Annotated in this window: 17 protein-coding genes and 1 pseudogene; 13 read left to right on the top strand and 5 right to left on the bottom strand. The window is 39.6% G+C overall.

What is annotated here, in order from left to right:
• The first annotated feature begins 12 nt into the window (after positions 1–12).
• Entirely contained in the window at positions 13–633 is a 621-nt protein-coding gene (locus tag ACOB82_RS06430) for a LysE family translocator (RefSeq protein WP_448212124.1), read from the top strand.
• Positions 634–651: 18 nt separating this feature from the next.
• Here ACOB82_RS06430 and ACOB82_RS06425 read toward each other — a convergent pair whose 3' ends face one another.
• The gene (locus ACOB82_RS06425; RefSeq protein ID WP_448212123.1) at positions 652–1008 is read right to left on the bottom strand and encodes a hypothetical protein; all 357 of its coding nucleotides are present in this window, start codon (positions 1006–1008) and stop codon (positions 652–654) included.
• A 393-nt stretch (positions 1009–1401) separates the two neighbouring features.
• On the opposite strand from ACOB82_RS06425, the gene ccoN reads away from it, so the two are divergent.
• The 12 genes from ccoN (at position 1402) to ACOB82_RS06365 (ending at position 12920) form a co-directional block, all read left to right on the top strand.
• Positions 1402–2826: a cytochrome-c oxidase, cbb3-type subunit I gene (gene ccoN, locus ACOB82_RS06420; RefSeq protein WP_448212122.1), complete on the top strand. Its 1425-nt coding sequence runs from the start codon at positions 1402–1404 to the stop codon at positions 2824–2826.
• Positions 2827–2837: 11 nt separating this feature from the next.
• Entirely contained in the window at positions 2838–3497 is a 660-nt protein-coding gene (gene ccoO, locus ACOB82_RS06415) for a cytochrome-c oxidase, cbb3-type subunit II (protein ID WP_448212121.1), read from the top strand.
• Positions 3498–3501: 4 nt separating this feature from the next.
• Positions 3502–3681 carry a cbb3-type cytochrome oxidase subunit 3 gene (locus tag ACOB82_RS06410; protein WP_448212120.1) on the top strand — a complete coding sequence of 60 codons (180 nt, stop codon included), beginning with the start codon at positions 3502–3504 and terminating at the stop codon, positions 3679–3681.
• Complete coding sequence (gene ccoP / locus ACOB82_RS06405; protein WP_448212119.1) at positions 3674–4648, top strand: cytochrome-c oxidase, cbb3-type subunit III; 975 nt, start codon at positions 3674–3676, stop codon at positions 4646–4648. The genes ACOB82_RS06410 and ccoP overlap by 8 nt, the downstream gene beginning before the upstream one ends.
• Positions 4649–4802: 154 nt before the next feature.
• Positions 4803–5297 carry a FixH family protein gene (locus tag ACOB82_RS06400; RefSeq protein WP_448212118.1) on the top strand — a complete coding sequence of 165 codons (495 nt, stop codon included), beginning with the start codon at positions 4803–4805 and terminating at the stop codon, positions 5295–5297.
• Positions 5297–7690: a heavy metal translocating P-type ATPase gene (locus ACOB82_RS06395; protein WP_448212117.1), complete on the top strand. Its 2394-nt coding sequence runs from the start codon at positions 5297–5299 to the stop codon at positions 7688–7690. Before ACOB82_RS06400 ends, ACOB82_RS06395 begins: the two co-directional genes overlap by 1 nt.
• Positions 7687–7965 (top strand): cbb3-type cytochrome oxidase assembly protein CcoS, encoded by a 279-nt coding sequence (ccoS, locus tag ACOB82_RS06390; protein WP_448212116.1) that lies wholly within the window; start codon positions 7687–7689, stop codon positions 7963–7965. The genes ACOB82_RS06395 and ccoS overlap by 4 nt, the downstream gene beginning before the upstream one ends.
• Positions 7962–8633 carry a sulfite exporter TauE/SafE family protein gene (locus ACOB82_RS06385; protein WP_448212115.1) on the top strand — a complete coding sequence of 224 codons (672 nt, stop codon included), beginning with the start codon at positions 7962–7964 and terminating at the stop codon, positions 8631–8633. Before ccoS ends, ACOB82_RS06385 begins: the two co-directional genes overlap by 4 nt.
• Positions 8634–8682: 49 nt before the next feature.
• Positions 8683–9402: a fumarate/nitrate reduction transcriptional regulator Fnr gene (fnr, locus tag ACOB82_RS06380; protein WP_448212114.1), complete on the top strand. Its 720-nt coding sequence runs from the start codon at positions 8683–8685 to the stop codon at positions 9400–9402.
• A gap of 177 nt (positions 9403–9579) precedes the next feature.
• Positions 9580–10509 carry a universal stress protein UspE gene (uspE, locus tag ACOB82_RS06375; protein WP_448212113.1) on the top strand — a complete coding sequence of 310 codons (930 nt, stop codon included), beginning with the start codon at positions 9580–9582 and terminating at the stop codon, positions 10507–10509.
• A gap of 136 nt (positions 10510–10645) precedes the next feature.
• Positions 10646–11539: a tRNA 2-thiocytidine(32) synthetase TtcA gene (gene ttcA / locus ACOB82_RS06370; RefSeq protein WP_448212112.1), complete on the top strand. Its 894-nt coding sequence runs from the start codon at positions 10646–10648 to the stop codon at positions 11537–11539.
• 88 nt (positions 11540–11627) lie between these two features.
• Complete coding sequence (locus ACOB82_RS06365) at positions 11628–12920, top strand: NCS2 family permease (protein WP_448212111.1); 1293 nt, start codon at positions 11628–11630, stop codon at positions 12918–12920.
• Between the two features lie 1023 nt (positions 12921–13943).
• Here the strand turns inward: ACOB82_RS06365 and ACOB82_RS06360 are convergent.
• From ACOB82_RS06360 to ACOB82_RS06345, 4 genes and pseudogenes are all read right to left on the bottom strand, one after another.
• Positions 13944–14330, bottom strand: a complete 387-nt coding sequence (locus tag ACOB82_RS06360; RefSeq protein ID WP_448212110.1) for a hypothetical protein — start codon at positions 14328–14330, stop codon at positions 13944–13946.
• 23 nt (positions 14331–14353) lie between these two features.
• A complete protein-coding gene (locus ACOB82_RS06355) occupies positions 14354–16324 on the bottom strand; it encodes a hypothetical protein (RefSeq protein ID WP_448212109.1) in 1971 nt (656 codons plus the stop codon).
• A 12-nt stretch (positions 16325–16336) separates the two neighbouring features.
• The gene (locus ACOB82_RS06350; protein ID WP_448212108.1) at positions 16337–19945 is read right to left on the bottom strand and encodes a hypothetical protein; all 3609 of its coding nucleotides are present in this window, start codon (positions 19943–19945) and stop codon (positions 16337–16339) included.
• A gap of 188 nt (positions 19946–20133) precedes the next feature.
• Positions 20134–20318 (bottom strand): annotated as a pseudogene (locus ACOB82_RS06345) (IS1595 family transposase); the annotation flags it as partial.

The raw sequence follows: 20318 nt of genomic DNA, 5'->3' as shown, positions 1-20318 counted from the left end.
CTGAGTTCCTTTATGTTTGACCTAACGCTAATTGCTTTATTTGTTCCAACATTTTTTATTGTTAGCTTAACACCCGGCATGTGCATGACCTTGGCGATGACCTTAGGTATGTCCATTGGTGTTAGACGAACTATGTACATGATGATTGGCGAGTTAGTTGGCGTCGCTACCGTTGCCATTGCGGCGGTAATTGGGGTGTCCGCGATAATGTTACAATACCCCAACATATTCCAGCTTTTTAAAATATTAGGTGCCATTTATCTGGCCTATATTGGCATCAATATGTGGCGCTCGAAAGGCAAGTTAGCAATTTCAAATCAAACGGAAAAAGCCAACGTTTCTGCTAAACAATTAGCAAGCCAAGGCTTTATCACCGCCATCGCTAACCCAAAAGGTTGGGCATTTATGGTATCTTTACTGCCGCCTTTTATTAATGACCAACTAGCAATAGCACCACAATTGTTGCTACTGATTGGCATTATTATTCTCTCTGAATTTACCTGCATGATGATATACGCCAGTGGCGGTAAAACCATTGGCAAGGTACTTACTCAACGCAACAATGTTGCCTTGCTAAACAGGGTTTCAGGAAGTTTAATGTTAGGCGTAGCACTTTGGTTAGCGCTCAGTTAGTACTGAATTAGCGCTAAGTTAACTCGTAGTAATGTCAGCAGCAGATTGATAGCTTTTTACATCTAAAAACACGGTTTTACTAACTACATTACCCTGCTTTTCAATAGTTAAGTTAAGCCAAACCCGCCAGGTCATGTTTTTTTGTGAACAAGCACCAAACAGCCCTTGGCTAGTAAAGCGCCGACCACTGTCTGTAATTTCTGGCTCTTCTTTGAAAAATAAAGGAATTTTTCCCATAAACATATCAACACCTTCCATGTAGCCACTTGCTATGGTGATTTCAGGTGATTGCGTCTCGACATATAAACTAAATGGGGTTTCTGCGACCAAATAGGCCTCACTAAATAGGATGGCTATCTGGCTATTATCAATCACTATTTCACAACGAGACTGGGAAGAAATGCATTGAGCAGTGGCTAAAGTGAAAGATTTATCATTACTGGGTTGGCAGGCAAAAAGCAGCAATAGACAACTTGTAATTAATGTATATTTTATGACCACATATCAACCTTTTATCTAACATACAATGGCATTTTACCCACATTTTTGTCATTTATTGTAATTATGTGTGATTTTTTTTGATTTAGAACAGGTTTTGCCGTGAACGCGGGTGACTTTTCTACGTTAAATCATTATCATGCGCACGTGTTGGAACTCCAACGGGTGAAGTTACTAATTATAGTCTATAACTAATTGTAGAGTAGTTAGTGAATTGCTCGGACAAGTCCACACCCATTAACAAATAATTATAACTGCGGAAACCATAACATGAGTCAAAGTAATACATCAGCAGTAGATTACAACATGAATGTTGTACGTCAATTTACTGTGATGACTGTCATTTGGGGGTTCGTTGGTACGCTAGTTGGTGTTTTAATTGCAGCCCAGTTAATTTGGCCTGCGCTAAATTTTGATACGCCTTGGTTAACCTACTCCCGTTTACGCCCACTGCATACCAATGCTGTTATCTTTGCATTTGGTACTAGCGCCCTATTTGCAACATCTTATTATGTTGTACAACGTACCTGTAAAACCGCGTTGTTTGGTGGCAGCTTAGCTTCTTTCACTTTCTGGGGTTGGCAAGCGATTATTGTCGCAGCGGCAATTACCTTACCTTTAGGTTACACCACCAGTAAAGAATATGCTGAATTAGAATGGCCAATCGATATCGCTATTGCGGTCGTTTGGGTAAGCTATGCCATCGTATTCTTCGGTACGGTAATTAAGCGAACGACATCACATATCTATGTTGCTAACTGGTTCTTCGGTGGCTTTATCATTACTGTTGCGGTATTACATATTGGTAACAGTATGGCAATCCCTGTATCTATGATGAAATCATACTCGATTTATTCGGGTGCCATAGATGCGATGATGCAATGGTGGTACGGTCACAATGCTGTAGGTTTCCTACTTACTGCTGGTTTCCTTGGCATGATGTATTACTTCGTACCAAAACAAGCTGAACGTCCGGTTTACTCATACCGCTTATCTATCGTTCACTTCTGGGCACTAGTTTCACTATATATTTGGGCTGGTCCTCACCACTTACACTACACTGCATTGCCTGACTGGGCACAAAGTTTAGGTATGGTAATGTCTATCGTATTATTCCTGCCATCATGGGGTGGTATGATTAACGGTATTATGACGTTATCAGGCGCATGGCATAAACTTCGTCATGACCCAATTTTACGCTTCTTAATCGTATCGTTATCTTTCTACGGCATGTCAACGTTTGAAGGCCCAATGATGGCGATTAAATCGGTTAACGCGTTATCACATTATACTGACTGGACTATCGGTCACGTACATTCAGGTGCCTTAGGTTGGGTTGCCATGGTGTCAATTGGTGCGATGTACCACTTAATTCCTGTGCTATTTAACCAACAACGTATGTACAGTGTTCGTTTAATCAACATCCATTTCTGGATGCACACAGCAGGTATCGTTTTATATATCGTTGCCATGTGGATTTCTGGTGTTATGCAAGGCTTAATGTGGCGTGCGGTAAACACTGACGGTACATTAACTTACAGCTTTGTTGAAAGTTTAACAGCCTCATACCCGTTCTACTTTATGCGCTTCTTAGGTGGTGCATTAGTTGTGGCTGGTTTTGTTATCATGCTTTACAACATGTTTAAAACCATAGGTGCTGAAAACGGCAGCCTTAAGAAAGTTGAAGCGGCTTAAGGAGCATCACAATGGCGACTAATAATCCTCAAAATAAACACGAAAAATTTGAAAAGCACGTTGGTTGGTTCTTTATTGCAACCATTATGGCAATCAGTATTGGTGGTTTAGTAGAAATTACTCCGTTGTTCTTCCAAAAAGCGACGACAACACCAGTCACTAATTTACGTCCATATACAGCGTTAGAAATGGAAGGACGTGATATCTACATCCGTGAAGGTTGTAATACCTGTCATAGCCAAATGATCCGTCCATTCCGTGCTGAAACTGAACGTTATGGTCACTATTCTGTGGCAGGTGAAAGTGTTTGGGAACATCCATTCTTATGGGGCTCAAAACGTACTGGTCCAGATTTAGCTCGCGTTGGCGGTCGTTACAGTGATGACTGGCACCGTGCCCATTTAATCGACCCTCGTTCAGTGGTACCTGAGTCAAATATGCCATCTTTTAGATGGTTAGAAGAAAATACGTTAGACGGTAAATTAACGGCTAAAAAGCTAGAAACGTTTAACCTATTGACTCGTAATCGCGGACATAAAGATGAGCAAGGCAACCCTATCCCACTTTACTCTGCTGATGAAATCGCTAAAGCGCGTTCAGACGTTAATGGTAAAACTGAGATGGAAGCGCTAATTGCTTACTTACAATCTCTTGGCCACGCGTTGAAGTAACGATATGGACTATGGAACACTTAGAGGGTTAATCGCCCTCCTAATTTTGGCACTTTTTATCATTATTGTGGTTTGGTCCTACAGTAAAAAGAGAAAGACTGCATTCGATGAAGCAGCAAACTCTATTTTCGAGGAAGACGACAATAAAGAGGTAAACAAACAGGAGACTAATAATAATGTCTAGCTTCTGGAGTATTTGGATTACGGTTCTTTCACTGGGTACTTTGATAGGTTGTTACCTGTTATTACGCATGTGTTTAAAGAACTTCGCTGGTGTCCCTGAAGGCGAATCAATGGGACATGAATTTGATGGTATTGAAGAATTAAATAATCCGCTGCCTAAATGGTGGAGTACTTTCTTCCTATTAACCATTATCTGGGGTTTTGGTTACCTATTGCTTTATCCAGGTTTAGGTAACTGGGCGGGTTTACTTGGCTGGCAAAGCTCTAACCAAGGCGTACTAACTATCGAAGAATCAGCTGCACGTACTGAGGCAAACTTGAAGGAAAGCTCAGGCGTACTTAACCAGTACGATCGTGAAGTTAAATTAGCTGACGATAAATACGGCCCAATCTTTGAAGCCTATGCTGCCCGTAGTATTGAAGACTTAGCTACCGATGAAGCGGCACTTAAAGTAGGCCAACGTTTATTCCTACAAAACTGTGCACAATGTCATGGTTCAGACGCCCGTGGTACAACTGGTTTCCCTAACCTAGCGGATAACGATTGGTTGTACGGTGGCGAGCCAGCAATGATCAAAGAAAGCATTATGAATGGCCGTAAGGCACAAGGTATGATGGCTTGGAAAGGTGCATTAGGCGGCGAAGCAGGCGTTAAAGAAATGGCAGCTTATGTGCTTAGCTTAAGTGGCCGCGAACATGACGCTGACTTAGCAGCAAAAGCAGCGCCTAAGTTCGCAATGTGTGCTGCTTGTCACGGTGCTGAAGGTCAAGGTAGCGCAGCAATGGGGATTGCCCTTGGTGCTCCTCGCCTGAACGACAACATTTGGTTATACGGTGGCTCACAAAAAGCAGTTGAAGAATCAATTCGCAATGGTCGTGCCGGTGTAATGCCAGCCTGGAAAGACATTCTAGGTGAAGATAAAGTTCACTTAATTAGTGCTTACGTATTTAGTTTATCAAACAACTAAAAACTTAATCTAAGTTATTATTTTAAAACGCCTTATTAAGTATTTAATAAGGCGTTTTTTATTGATATAGATCGTAGATTTTAACCTTTTATTATTGGAGCAGCTAAAATAAAAGGCTACAATAACGACCATAATTTTTTATCAGATTTATTCAATGAAAACACCTTGGTACAAAGAGCCTTGGGCTTGGTTAGTATTTTTCTTACCTTTTTCTGCCGTTGTTGCAGGTATTTCAACCGTTATTATTGCCAATACCGACCCGGATGATTTAGTTGTAGGTGATTACTATAAAAAAGGTAAAGCCATTAATTTGGAAGTATCTAAAGTAAAAGAAGCGCAAAAATTAGGCATGAAGTTTGGTTTAAAGCTCGTTGATAACGAACTGGTAATAAAGCCTACTGGAATAGAAAAACAATTTCCTATTTTAAATGTCAGCTTTTACCACCCTACCCAAAAAGAAAAAGACTTTAATTTGGCATTAACACCCGATGGCAGCGGTTATTTTCGCCATCAATTTGAGCAATCAAAAGCAGGAAAGTGGCGCGTAACGCTATCTTCGTTTGAGAATACATGGAAGATACAAGCAACCATTGCTCTACCTCAAGCCAACTTTATTGAGTTAATTCCGAACCCAGCTGAAGCCCAGTAATGTCAGAACCTTGTTTTCATTGTGGCGAGCCTATCCCTAAAGGCATCGCCCTTAATGTTGTTATTGATAATAAAAATCGAGCAATGTGCTGTGTGGGTTGTCAGGCAGTTGCCGAAACTATCGTTAATAACAAGCTAACCGACTACTATAAATTTCGCACAGAAAATGCTCCTAAAGGCACACAACTGGTTCCTGAGCAATTACAACGAAACCAATTGCTTGATGATGACAACTTACAACATGAATTTACCCACCAAGCTGGCGAGTATAGAGAAACCATTTTAACCGTTGATGGCATTAGCTGCGCGGCATGCGCTTGGCTAATTGAAATGAAATTGGAAAAAATTGAAGGCATTGCCAACATTTCGGTTAACGCCACCAGCCAACGGGCCAACATCAAATGGCAAAATGATGTTATCAAACTGAGCCAAATTATCGAAAATATTGAACAACTGGGTTATCACGCCCTACCGTTTAAAGCCAGCGACAGTGAGACAGCAAACCTAGCACAAAGTAAAACCTTTATTAAACGACTTGGCGTCTCCGGCATTTTAATGATGCAAGTTATGATGATTGCCATTGGCTTATATTTTGGCGCGTTTTCCGATATGGCTGAGCATAATTTAGTCTATCTGCGTCATGTTAGCTTAATACTAACTATCCCAATTATTTTCTATGGCGCATTCCCATTTTATGTCGGCGCAATAAACGCCATTAAAGCCAAGCGCCTAAGTATGGATGTTCCCGTATCTATTGCGATTTTACTGGCATTTTTTGCCAGCGCCTGGGCAACGGTAACCCAACAGGGTGAGGTCTACTTTGAGTCAGTCTCTATGTTTACCTTCTTATTACTTATAGGTAAGTTTTTAGAGTTTCGCGCACGATCACGCGCCGCGCAAGTATCAGCCAACCTGTTAAAGTTAATGCCAATGACAGCAACAAAATTGGTTGATGGCATAGAACAATTTGTTACGGCAAAATCTTTACAGCGCAGCGATCAAATTATTATAAAGCCTGGCGAAACAGCCCCTGCTGACTGTGTTATAGAACACGGAAGTAGCCACTTTAATGAGGCTATGCTCTCAGGTGAGCAAAGAGCGGTTGCCAAAACTATTGGAGATGAAATATTTGCAGGAACGATTAATGGCGACGGCAACTTAATTGCCCGAGTACAGCAACCTGGTAGCGAAACATTTTTAAGTCAGCTTATTCGCTTAAGTGAAAGTGCTCAGTCGCACAAACCTAAAATTGCCCAGTTATCTGATAAAATCGCTCAATATTTTGTTGCGATAATTTTATTAACCGCCATCGCCACCGCCCTTTACTGGCAACAACACTTGCCGGAAAAAGCGTTTTGGATCACCTTGTCTGTGCTGGTTGCCACTTGCCCTTGCGCGCTTTCATTGGCAACGCCAACAGCGCTTACCTGTGCTACCACCAAACTTAACCGCAATGGCATTATGATTAAATCAGGCCATGTTTTAGAGACTATTCCCGAGGTTGATATTTTCGCCTTTGATAAAACTGGCACTTTAACCCAAGGCCAGTTTCAAGTTGATCGTATTATTCATTTTGAACAAGGCTACACCGATCAACAACTATTAGCATTAGTTGCCGCTTTAGAGACGCATTCACAACACCCGCTTGCCAAAGCATTTAACGCAGACAGAGATTATTCAATTAATGCCGGTTATGTCACTGTGCATCCTGGCCTTGGCGTTTCTGGCGACATTGATGGTAATAACTTTACCGTTGGTAAAGTAAGTTGGTTGGTAAACACAGATGATCATGAACACGCAAACACTTGCATTGATGCACAAATTGCGGTTTGTAAGAATGAGCAATTAATTGCCGCAATTTATTTATCCGATAAGCCAAGAGATGAGGCTAATTCGGTTATTGAACATTTACATCAAGCCAACATTAAAACAATCATGCTATCTGGCGATAGCCAAACAGGTTGTGAAAAAGTAAGCAAACAACTGCCATTAGACGAAGTACATGCAGGCCTTTCAGCCCATGAAAAAATGGATATTGTGCAAAAGCTGCAAGCAACAAAAACCGTTGCTATGGTAGGTGATGGTGTTAATGACACGCCAGTATTCAGTGCCGCTCATGTTTCTATCGCTATGGGCGGTGGTACAGATGTCGCGAAAAGTGGCGCAGATGCCATTTTATTAAATAATAAGCTGTCTTCTATCACAACACTGCGTAACACCAGTATTAAAACCCGACGTATTATTTACCAAAATTACTGTTGGGCAATTGGCTATAATGCTATTGTGTTGCCATTGGCTGTTTGTGGATTTATCACCCCTTACCTTGCGGTTATCGGGATGTCTGCAAGCTCGATTTTAGTGATTACCAACTCGCTGCGACTTTTAAAATCATGAGTGTTATTTACGTACTTATTCCTATTGCGATTATTTTAACCATTGTCGGGATTTACCTGTTTTTTTGGGCGGTTAAAACCGAGCAGTTTAACGATTTAGAAAAAGAAGGGTTAAGTATTTTATTTGACGATGAAAGCAAACAACAGGCCTCAGACAAGCATGCTGGTGCACAAGAGAAGCCAATTGACGCTCAAAAAAGCCACATTGAAGTTGTAGAAAACACCGCACAACAATCAGAAAAAACAACAATCAACGGTGATTCAACCAACAAATGACCTTAGATTTACTTTCCGCATTTGTTATTGGTTTACTAGGATCAGGACATTGCCTAATGATGTGTGGTGGCGTTTCAGGTATGTTGCTTTCGGCAATTCCTCAGCAAAACCACAAGCAAAAATGGCAATTTACCCTTGCCTATAACCTAGGACGCATTGCGTCTTACAGCATTATTGGCGCAATTGTCGGCTTTACCGGTTCTTTAGCAGCCAAAAGTATTGGCTTTCCTCTGCATGCATTACGGCTAATTTCTGCCATTTTTTTAATTTTACTTGGGCTCTATCTTGGTCAATGGTTAATGTTATTAACCAAAATAGAACAAGCTGGAAAATTTATTTGGCAATTTATTTCACCACTGGCCAGTAAAGTACTGCCGGTTGACTCAAATGCCAAAGCACTGGCATTAGGTATTATATGGGGCTGGTTACCCTGTGGCCTGGTTTATTCAACACTCACTTGGTCAATGGCCAGCGGCAGCATGGAAAATGGCGCCTTAATTATGGCAGCCTTTGGCTTAGGAACATTGCCGGCGCTACTGTCATTATCATTCGGCATTTTTTCAATAAAGGGGCTCTTACAGTCCAATTTATTTCGAAAAACTATGGCTATTATACTAATTGCTTATGGTTTTTACGGGGTCTTGGTTGCCTACCAAGCAATGTTTTAATATCATGGCCTTTGGCTAAACCAATTCAATTGATGAGTTAAACCTGTAAATGTCTGAATCATGTGCTCATAAAAGTCATATCCATTGTCAAAACTGTAGTATCAGCGAGTTATGCTTGCCCTTTTCACTTAATGAAAAAGAACTAGATACCTTAGACAATATCATTGATCGTAAACGCCCAATCAGAAAGGGTGAAAAAATATTCCAAGATGGTGAAGCATTGCATTCATTATTTGCCATACGTTCAGGCACATTCAAAACATTCACCATTGACTCAAGTGGTGAAGAACAAATTACCGGTTTTCATTTAGCGGGCGATTTACTCGGCTTCGACGCGCTAGCGAGTAGCGAGCACCAAAGTTTTGCGCAAGCACTAGAAACCGCGATGGTTTGTGAAATTCCTTACAATACCTTAGATGAACTTTCTAACAGTATGCCTGCGTTAAAGCGTCAGGTATTACGTTTAATGAGTAATGAGATCAGAACTGATCAAGAAATGTTATCGTTACTTAATCGCAAAAATGCCGAGCAGCGACTAGCCACCTTTTTAGCAACTCTGAGCACTCGTTATAAAGCGCGTGGCCTATCGCCAAAAGAATTTCGATTAACCATGACCCGAGGTGATATTGGTAACTATATTGGTTTAACCGTAGAAACCATAAGCCGCTTATTAAATCGTTTTCATAAAGAAGGGTTAATCAATGTCGATGGTAAACTGATTACCTTAAATGATATTGATAAGTTAAATGAAGTCGCCTTATTGAAGTAAAAATAAAAGTAAGGTGTCAACCTCCACTTTAAATCATCATATTTCCATACTATGCTTTAGTCATAATATAGCGCTTTAGTCATAATGTAACGAATGCATTTTTTGATTTAAAACAAATAATTAATTGCCAATAGCGGGCAAACTATTTAAATCAACAATGTGGCAAACGAGGCATAAATGGAAACGTATCAAAAAATACTTGTTGTAATTGATCCAACAACAGAAGATCAAAAAGCACTGAGCCGAGCAATTGAACTAGGCAGCAAAACTGGTGCAAGCATAACGGCATTTCTAAGCATTTTTGATTTCTCCTATGAAATGACCACGATGTTATCAAGTGATGAACGTGATGCGATGCGACAAACAGTGATCAATGATCGCAAGGTGTGGATTGAAGAGCAGATCAAGTCGCTTAACGCCCAACAAAACAATATTACCATTGATGTAGTCTGGCATAACCGCCCATTTGAAGCGGTTATAGATCAAGTGCTTAAGCATCAATTTGATATTGTCATTAAAGGCACCCATGAGCACGATAAATTAAAATCAGTTATTTTTACGCCAACCGATTGGCATTTATTACGTAAATGCCCTTGCCCGTTACTGTTAGTAAAAGAGCATTCTTGGCCAGACAATGGCAATATTTTAGCGGCGGTTAATGTTGGTAGTGACGAGCAAGAACACCAATCACTGAATAACATCATAACCGAAGAGGCCAAGCACCTTGCAGGCCTGATGAACGCTAATGTTCACTTAGTTAACTCCTACCCTGGCACGCCAGTTAATATTGCAATTGAAATACCAGAGTTTGATGCCAGCCAATATAACGACACTATGTTATTGCATCATAAACAAGCCATGGAAAAACATGCAAATGCATTTGGTATTGATGTCGCAAACACACATGTTAAAGAAGGCTTACCGGAAGATACCATTGAAGCGTTATCGCAAGAACTAGACGCAGAACTTGTCATTCTGGGCACGATCGGCCGCACAGGTTTGTCAGCAGCACTAATTGGCAATACTGCCGAACATGTAATAGACAAATTAAATTGTGATGTTTTAGCATTAAAACCAGCCGGATATAAATCTCCACTACAAGATTAACCTTAAGGTTATTTCCCCTCATCAGAATAACTAATGTAACCAGCGCTTAAATTGACAGCGCTGGTTATTTTTTGCTTACTAAATTTGCCCTTTCCTTTTATAATACGCGCCCATTTATTAATGTAGTTCTCTGGGTATGGCTGAAATAGATAACAGAAAAGCGGTTTATGAAGCGAATAAACTGCAAAAACGTCTTCGTAGTAAAGTAGGTAAGGCAATTGCCGATTACAATATGATTGAAGAAGGCGATGTTATTATGGCTGCTATTAGTGGCGGCAAAGACTCATTTGCTATGCTTGATATTTTATTGAGCTTACAAAAAGCCGCTCCCATTAATTTTCAAGTTATTGCCGTTAACTTAGATCAAAAGCAACCAGGCTTTCCTGCCCATATTTTGCCTGAGTATTTTGAATCACTTGATATTCCCTACTACATTATCGACAAAGATACATACTCGGTTGTTAAACAAAAGGTGCCAGAAGGTAAAACCACTTGTGGTTTATGTTCAAGGTTAAGACGTGGCACCTTATATTCATTCGCTGAAGAAATTGGTGCCACTAAAATAGCCTTAGGTCACCATATGGACGATATCGTAGAAACGTTATTTTTAAATATTTTTTTCGGTGCTAAATTAAAAGCAATGCCGCCAAAGCTACGTGCAGACGACAACCGCAATACGGTCATTCGCCCACTGAGTTATTGCCGCGAGAAAGACTTAATTGAATTGGCAGAACTAAAAGAGTTTCCAATTATCCCTTGTAATTTATGTGGTTCACAAGAAAACCTCCAGCGTCAAAACATCAAAGCCATGCTCAATTCATGGGAGCATTCAGCACCTGGCCGTATTGAAAACATTTTTAATGCCATCAAGAATGTCAGCCCAAGCCAATTAGCAGATACTGAGTTATTTGACTTTATTAACTTACCGATTGACCGAAGTGAGTCACGTAAAGCTTATGACTATAGTAAAGAGACTATTTCGTCAACCAATATTGATGATTCTTTAATCATTGACGTTTCCAACGTATAGTTAACGCTTGTTTTTTAATTTACAGACAAATTCACACTTAGTTTAGCCTGTATTAACAGGCAACCAACAATAATAGAAACCATATATTATGATTGAAAAACTCTTTAAGCTTGAAGAGCATCACACCAATGTTCGACAAGAAATCATGGCCGGTGTAACCACATTCTTAACTATGGCTTACATCATCTTTGTTAATCCAACCATGTTGTCAGATACAGGTATGGATGCAGGAGCTGTATTTGTTGCCACGTGTTTAGCCGCTGCCATTGGTTGTTTCGTGATGGGCTTTATCGCTAACTACCCAATTGCACTGGCCCCAGGTATGGGCCTAAACGCATTTTTCACCTATACCGTTGTATTAGAAATGGGCTATAGCTGGCAAGTAGCATTAGGCGGCGTGTGTATATCCGGTATTGTATTTGTTATTTTAAGTTTAATGCGTATCCGTGAATGGCTAATTAATAGCATTCCTCAAGCACTACGTTCAGGTATTGCAGCTGGTATCGGCTTGTTCCTTGCGTTTATTGCGCTAAAAAGCGCTGGTATTGTAGTTGACAACCCAGCCACTTTCGTTGACCTAGGTGATATTACTACCTTACCACCAATTATGGCTGCACTTGGTTTATTCTTAATTGTCGCTATGGTGATCAGAGGCTATAACGGTGCGGTAATGTATGCCATTTTAATTATTACTGGCATCGGCATCTTAATCGGTGATATCGAATATCACGGTTTAATTTCTACACCGCCAGATATCACCCCTACATTTATGCAATTAGACTTAGCTGGTGCCACAGAAATTGGCATGATCAGCGTTATTTTTGCATTCTTATTCGTCGACTTGTTTGATACTTCAGGAACATTGATTGCTGTCGCGCAAAAAGGAAACTTATTAGACAAAGATGGCAATTTGCCACGTTTAGATAAAGCGCTATTAGCTGATTCAACGGCGACAATTGCCGGTAGTATGTTGGGTACATCAACCACGACCAGTTACGTTGAAAGCGCAGCAGGTGTAAGCGCAGGTGGTAGAACCGGCTTAACTGCCGTAGTGGTAGGCGTACTATTTTTACTAGCCTTGCTATTCTCGCCATTAGCCGGAATGGTGCCAGCTTACGCCACCGCTGGGCCTCTATTCTTTGTTGCTGTGCTAATGCTATCAAGCCTTGCTCATATTGAATGGGATGACTTGCTCGACGCGGTACCAGCAACATTAATTTGTATTACTATGCCATTGACCTTTTCAATCGCTGACGGTATTGCTTTTGGCTTTATTAGTTATGCAGCCGTAAGAATTTTCTCAGGTAAGTTTAAAGAATTATCGCCTAGCGTATTAATTCTGGCAGCCTTATTTGTGATTAAATTCGTTTACTTTGACTAATCACCAACTGACTAATCTATCACCTAAGTAAACAGCATAAAGTCACCTCATAGTAGGTGACTTTTGTTTTTCAAGCCAAACCAAAGACAAGTCATAAAGTTCAGAAAAAGTCACCACAAGCCCTTTAAAATAGAGTTACCCTAGCTTTTAATTAAGTTACCTCATTCAATCTAGATTTTCTTGATTACGCCGACGGCCTAACGCTTAATTCATAACACCGACATAACTCTTAATTTAAAATATATTTGCGCTCATTCTCGCCACAGCATTTATGCTGATATAGCCAACTGCACAATCAGAACTTAAACATTCAAATAGAGTTCTGATTTTTAACTTTTGATTCTAAGCATGTTAGCTAACACCAAAATAGAGAACACTATCTACCGCCCCTAACACTGCCGAAAAACGTTCTCCTTTTTACATAGTAACTTTCATAAAGCCTTAAGTAATAGCCTCTCATATGGATGTAAAGCAGACAAAAGCTTTTATACACACCTACACATTAGCTTCCTGATTAACGCGACTGAATTAACCGTTATGGCGCTGCAATGCCTGACATTATAAATAGTAGCTAAGAGTATTTTCTATTATCTTAAATATAGGGATTTTGATTACTGTATTAGGATGCGGAAAGAGGACGCTTTTAATAAAATGCAGGCAATAAAAAAAGGCTGTATTATTACAGCCCTTTATCAATCTATTGGTGATGGCGGGACTCAACAAAACAATATAACACCATGTATTTTAATGAAATATAAATATTTCAAAACATCTTGTACCACAATCTGTACTACATCATTTAAGTATCATGTGACGGAGGAAGTAGATAAAAAGATACAAACATTTGATAAATAAACACATAACACTAGTAACCCACTATGCTTGTCCGATTGATAATCACCTTTAGAGCAATGCAGGCGCATTTTCCATAATATTCACCCTGTAAGCCGCACTCTTCAACCGTACATATGCTCATCTTTAATCAACCATTTGCAATATCAAAATTAAATTTTCACCGACAAACTAAGCACTTACGGCAAGAGAGTAATCAAATTTTGTAACAGGAAAGCCTGAGAAGAATTTTAAAAGCTCCTTTTCTTCTTCAGCATCATTAACTATCCGAATACATCTCAGGTTTTTCTTTGCTCTAGAACATGCAACATAAACCAGCTTCTGAGTATTTGATTTTTTGTTTTCCGAGGAGCAGTCAGAGTAAAAAGATTTAAAATCATAGCTTTGAGACCAAGAATATTCATCCAGCACCACGATTACATTGTCTATGCCAGAACCTTTAGTTTTATGCATCGTTATGTAATTTGTATCTTCATTTAGGTAATGAAAATAATTTATTATTTCTGCGAACTTTAAATCATTCGAGAATAAATTTCCGTAAAAACGCTCCTGTTTCAAACTCCTCTCAAGCTAGTAATAGTTTAGGAATTAGAAGTTGTGGAACCTTTCGACATCTCCCTTAAATGTTTAAAAGGAAATGGGTACACAGTTGCCTGTTTATGACGAATATGAAATACCTCCATCATCTGAAGTAGCTCAGTTGGTACTTCAGTAGCATCTGTAAGAATGCGTCTAATTCGACAGAATCTAGGTATGCTTTTTACGTTGTCTTTATCGCCTATAAAGTAGAGTTGCTCTTGAGCATTGTAGAATAGACCTAGGGAGGACTCGATCAAGCCTTTATCTTGTCCTTTCAGTGATGCGGCTAAGCGAAGCCCTTTCTCAGTTAGTATCCAATCGAAGAAGGTTTGGAAGCTTCCTTTGTACGTTATCTTATTCTCTTTATCATTGAATATGTCTTCTTTGTAGAACGTCAATAAACTAGGGTGCTTAGAAAGTAATATTGTCAATCGGCTTTTGACTAGTTCAGGGTTCGCTAGATGAACTTCTTCTTTATCAAGTAGAAGGAGAAACTCTTCAATCCAGTCTCGTTTTATACCGTTTGAATATCCTGTAGTTAGTTCATTCATAACACTGGCTAGCTCTTGATATTGAGGCAGAGCAACATACTTTGTATCTTCAAAAATATATGGTTCGCCCGAGTCTAGATCGACAACTGCATGCTCTCCATTGACTAACTGCCTTGGAAAGTCTAAAAGGAATTGTGTTTGAGCGCTATCCTCGTCAAGCTGTGAGAAGTATAGTTTCCTATCAGATACTCTCAACGTATCGTATTGCCGCTCCATTCTTTCATTCCCATTACAAACAACAAACAGCCAATTACCAGGTGGGGCTATGAATTTAAGCTCTTTAGATGCTGCTTCGAGCTTTACATATAGCTCTTTCTTACAAGCTTCATACTCTGATTGCGACAGCTTGCCCTTTCTTATAAGGGTTTCTGGATATGCTGACTGAATAACGGTATTTTTATCTGCATGCAACGAATTATAAGGGTCTTCTATCTGCTTGGATTCGCAATACTCATTGTCGTGATGTATAGCGAGATTTAAAGCGCCAGCAGCAATAGTAGTAGACTGTGTAAAAGTAAACTTTTCATCCTCTAGCTTCTTCAGAAGCTCAGATATATCGCATTCTGTTAGATTTATGACATTAATCGTGTGTTTGGAAAGTAGCTGGTTTATTGCAGTGTAGGCAAACTTCACGTCTCTATCTTTAAACTTTACACGATACTCAGGTGAAATAGTTTCAAATCGAAAACTTAGATAAGAAGATAGGTGTCGTTTAACGTCTTCCATAAAAGTAGCAAGTACACCCATCTTTGATCGCATAAACTTGCTAGGATTTTTTGTATCCAACGATACCATTTCGCTTACCATGTTCTTATCACGGTGCTTCTTTCGAATATACTCTCCTTGACCTGAGCGAGTAAGCTCTTGAGTCCAGTGGTCGAAGTTGAATCTAGGTAAATGCCTACAGTCGTTATAAAGCTCACCCTCACTATTAGTGTGGTAGCTAACGGGCGTAAACGTTGCTGAGCTGATACCGAGTACTAAATGCTTCTGTTGCTCCCATTCGATTTTAATTTCATATGTTCTCAATACATCGACATTACGAATTGTCTCGATATCAGCAAGGTAATATAGCCCCACACCTTCACTATAGTTTCGGGACTCCGACTGTATTACAGGTAAAGCACCTATCAGTAATTTAGCTTTAGTGCTAACTGGTATATTATCGGGGTGTTGAGGGATGACTGAGTAGTGATGATCATTTAAAGAGTGCTTGACTCCTTTATTAAGCATTACAGTATAGCCATCTTTTATACGGCACATAGATAGTGGTTTTACGTACTTGTATATCTTGTTGATTACTTTTCCGTAATTGCTTTTGCCCTTTAGGTCACACTTAACATTGTAAAAATCAAAATCGGAGTCTATTGCAGAGCCATTAAACTCAACATCAATACGATTAACTAAAACGTGTTCTGACACTTATTCTATTCCTTATTTAGTACCTATCCAGCGCGACAGGGCTTCGATAGCTTCACAATCAATGCTTCCGTCATGATCATTGACCAAGTTAGGAATGACTATGATGGATGAGTCCATATAGCTCGACATTGGATTAAAGTTAGAATCAAAATATGTGATTGGTTCATCACCTTGTCTTAACATGTTGCAGATAACTAGCTTGTTTAAGTGAAGGGCTGATAATTTATCACTAAATTTATTCATGACCTTTTTACGCTCTTCATTTGATAATGATCGCCAAGAAGTAAGATCCCAATGTTTATAATCAATTAATGCTTTATGCTCTCCAAGAGCGATAATTTCGTCGAGTACTTCAAAGTGTTCAATTGGGAGTTGTTCAAATGTAAATCCTTGGTCTTGTAAGATAGCTTTACCGACTTCCTCTCCAATCGCTCCTAAATAGATGTTTATGAACATTGGTGGTGATAGCATGAATTGTGCATTTTTAGGCCATTGCGTTGAATAACCATGATGTTCAAAATATCCCTTAACGGTATCGTTACGCATAAAAATTGGAAGCATTGAGCTTGCCTCACTTACACGTTTTATAGGCGCAATAGATTGCTCAAAAAATCGATACTCGTTGGTTTTCCATTCTTCAGTTGGTGGTGTGTAGTTATAGCCACTTGGATCATTTGATTGAACGTAATATTCAAGATATGTTGGGGCGTTAACAGCTGCAGGCTCTTTTAATGCAAGGTAACGAAGGTCTTGCCAAGCTTTAATGTTTTCGATGCTTGGTTCTGAATTAATGAGGCTTAACATTCGGTTGATTGCGCCTAGCGAACGATCTGAGTGCAACAGTGCAAGGTTTTGTCGACGCCTTGAAGCCCTGTCGACCGGTGGGGTTGCCCAACTAAAGGTTTCTTTAGCGTAGCTCACGATACTGCGATATTCGTGAGAGAATAGAGCCGTATCTCGTTCATCGTTGGCAAGAAGCTGCAGTAGCCTATTATCGGCAATTATATAAATATTTTGCCTTTTCATCTCTGTACGAGCGGCTCTACCTACAGCTTGCTCAATGATCCTATAGATTGCATTTAGGCAATCATCAGAGTCTTTTTTATAGAATTTATTCTTTAGCTCTCGGCATAAATTGTGGGGGCTGTCGTGAGTTACTACATTGTGTGCCCAGGCGCTCGCTTGATTTAATGTGAGTACACCCGACTCTTGAAGTGCCATACCGTAACTTAAAAGTAGCAATCGATCACTTGTGCGAGTTTCAGGTTTACCTTCGACAGATATTAAATGGGTTGGTTCTTCGAGGTACATGAAATCAATATCAGTTCGATCACTGTTACGATGACCAACATGAATTAACTTACTGCCTTCTAATTTAGGATTAAATTTATAGTCGGGGTTCTTCCCAGAAGACATTGTTTGATAAGAAGTTAGTGCAACCACCTTGTCTGAACAAGTTTCTAGATGTTCGATTACTTCCTTTTCAAATAAGCCTTGTTTAAGGAAAGAAGCATTGATGCCGCTTACTATCTTTATTGAAATAGGTAACGTCTTTTCGAGCTTCTCTCCGTACCACGTAAGAAAAGGATGAATACTCGGCTTTATATTACGATTTAACATGCCAAGCATGTAACGGTTTCCATCACACTCTGCAAATCTTTGAATAGCCAAACAAAGCTTGCTAAGCCAACTTAAGCAGAACTCTACTTCCCTCTCTTCGCATTGAAATAGCTTCCGATAAAGCAACTCTCTATTTTTAGCACTGGGATTCCATTCTCCGATTAGGTCTCGGATAAAGGCATAATTTTGCTCTACTCCACTTGGAACGACGGAAACCCCTTTTCCACTGTAGTCTCGCTCCATATCGTAATAATCATGAATTGAGCTGCGTTGAGACGGTGATAGTTGTATGAACCTGTTATTCAGACTGTTCTTTAGGTATCTATTATCAAAATTATGGATGACTGAGTCGCACTCCGCTGTCGCGCTAATTCCCAAGATACAGCAACCAGACTCAACCCATGATGCTAGCATCCCAGTAGGTGATACATTAAAGCCTTGGTGTTTAAATATGACAGAGTCTTGGGCTTCTGGTAAACGATCTATTTCTATCATGCGTATTCCTCGCGTATGATAATTTGCAGCGCTTCGACGTGCCCCTATTTGACGACCAACTAAATAATTTAATTGCTGATTTAGCTGGTGGCGTAATCCATGTAAATTTAGTTGATCTAAAATACTCGCAATAGCTTGAGATGATGTTAGCTGTCTTAGCTCGACCTCAGAAAGAACTCCTACCATATTCTCCCGATATCGCTCTTCTGCTTTTTCAACTAGTGAGTGAAAGGTTCTGTTTACTAACCTTTCAAGCCCACCAAGGAACTTTGGAAAGTCGTGCTCTTCCCGGTCTTTAAAGCGGCCTCTTAGAGCAATTTCATGCTGTTGGTTCTCATCGTTTAAACTCAACCCTAACTTGCCCTTTACACTTGTGTTGTGAGTCGTAAGCTTGTCACTAAAGAGTAATACTTGTTTATCGTCTTCAATCGCACTTGCATCAATGTCAAATGAGTACTGAAGAGACCACTTTGTGAAGAAGCTCTTTACCTTATCCAGGTACTCTTCGAACATCTCCTCGATACCCTCATACTGAGACTTGGTACACAACTTTTGCTCTTTAAGGTTAGAATGAATGGTTCTTAACGTCGATAGCAAGTCGGTGTCATTTGAAGATACTAAGTGATCTAGAATTTCTTGATGTTGCCTATCTACTTCGTCTATGAATAGCATAGCTCCACTTAAGTGCCTTACAGGATGGAATTTACCTTTAGATTGCTGTAAACCAAATAGAAACTTCTTAGTTGTCATGAATACAACGCGAGCTTGATTCGTTTCTATTTTGATACCGGGTATCAACTTACTAAGTAGTTTGATGTTACCGTCTGACAAGGAGACAGGAGTATCACCCAGTTGAACCTTTTGAATATGCCTTATCAAACTCGAGTAGCATTCACTTGCAAAGTCATTAATACGGGCTGTAAGTGTCTTCTTTTGAATAGGTGATAGCTTTACCTTAAGTACTGTTTGCTCACTTTTCAATTGATCTATGCTATTCATTAGAGTGGCATTTTTTTCTACGTCGAACAGCTTCAATATCTTTTCTAATACGTTACTGTCATCTTTAAGTAACTCTAGCAAAGAATGTGAGTTAGAAGGTGCATATAGGAAGCTATCTATAAGGATAGCCTTTTGAGTGTCGTCAAATAGAGTCGAGCTATTAACGCGCTTTATTAAATCTTTATAGGCTTCTGAAACATTATCAACCGAGTTAGTAATGTAGTAGATTGTTCTAGGTTGATAGTCTTCCCCTTGAGTGAGCTCGTTATCGATGTCATCAAGTACGGCTTTAATGATTAATGATAGGGTGTTGTATGTTTTTCCCACGCCAGTAGGGAATGGAACAGGCATGTAGCAACCATGTGGTGAGTCTTTAACCTGTTCTTGATAAAACGTTTCTTCTAAAAGCTCAATAATGGGGTTAGTGCTATACAATGCGCACTTAATACTGTCTTTGAAAGCATTGTGAAGGCTTTGTTTGAACGTGGTAGGTCTTTGAAAATCCATCTATTTATATCCATTCAATACACTTTTCTACCAATATAAAGATATAGCAATGAAATGCAAACTATCTCACAACTAAATGATTAGCTTTCAGTACTTACAATAATTCATCTGCGAAGCTGTCAAATAACTAATGTTATGTCCTAATGTAATGATCAAATTTATTATAAACTCGCAACTATTAATAATGGCTATGTTCCCATTAACTGTTGTTGAATGCGAAATAGCTTGTTTTCATTAAGGTTTCCTGGAGCATCCATATACCTGAACCAACCAAGGTAATGATCAAGGTACTTTGTGGCGACTCCATGAAACCGTCCTATCCATGCTTTTAGCCTGCTGTGATAGGCATTAACATTTTGAATGTGAAAGACTT

The organism is Colwellia sp. MEBiC06753 (assembly GCF_053470325.1).
Note: the sequence above shows the minus strand (reverse complement) of the source record. Positions and strands in the feature narration are given on the sequence as shown.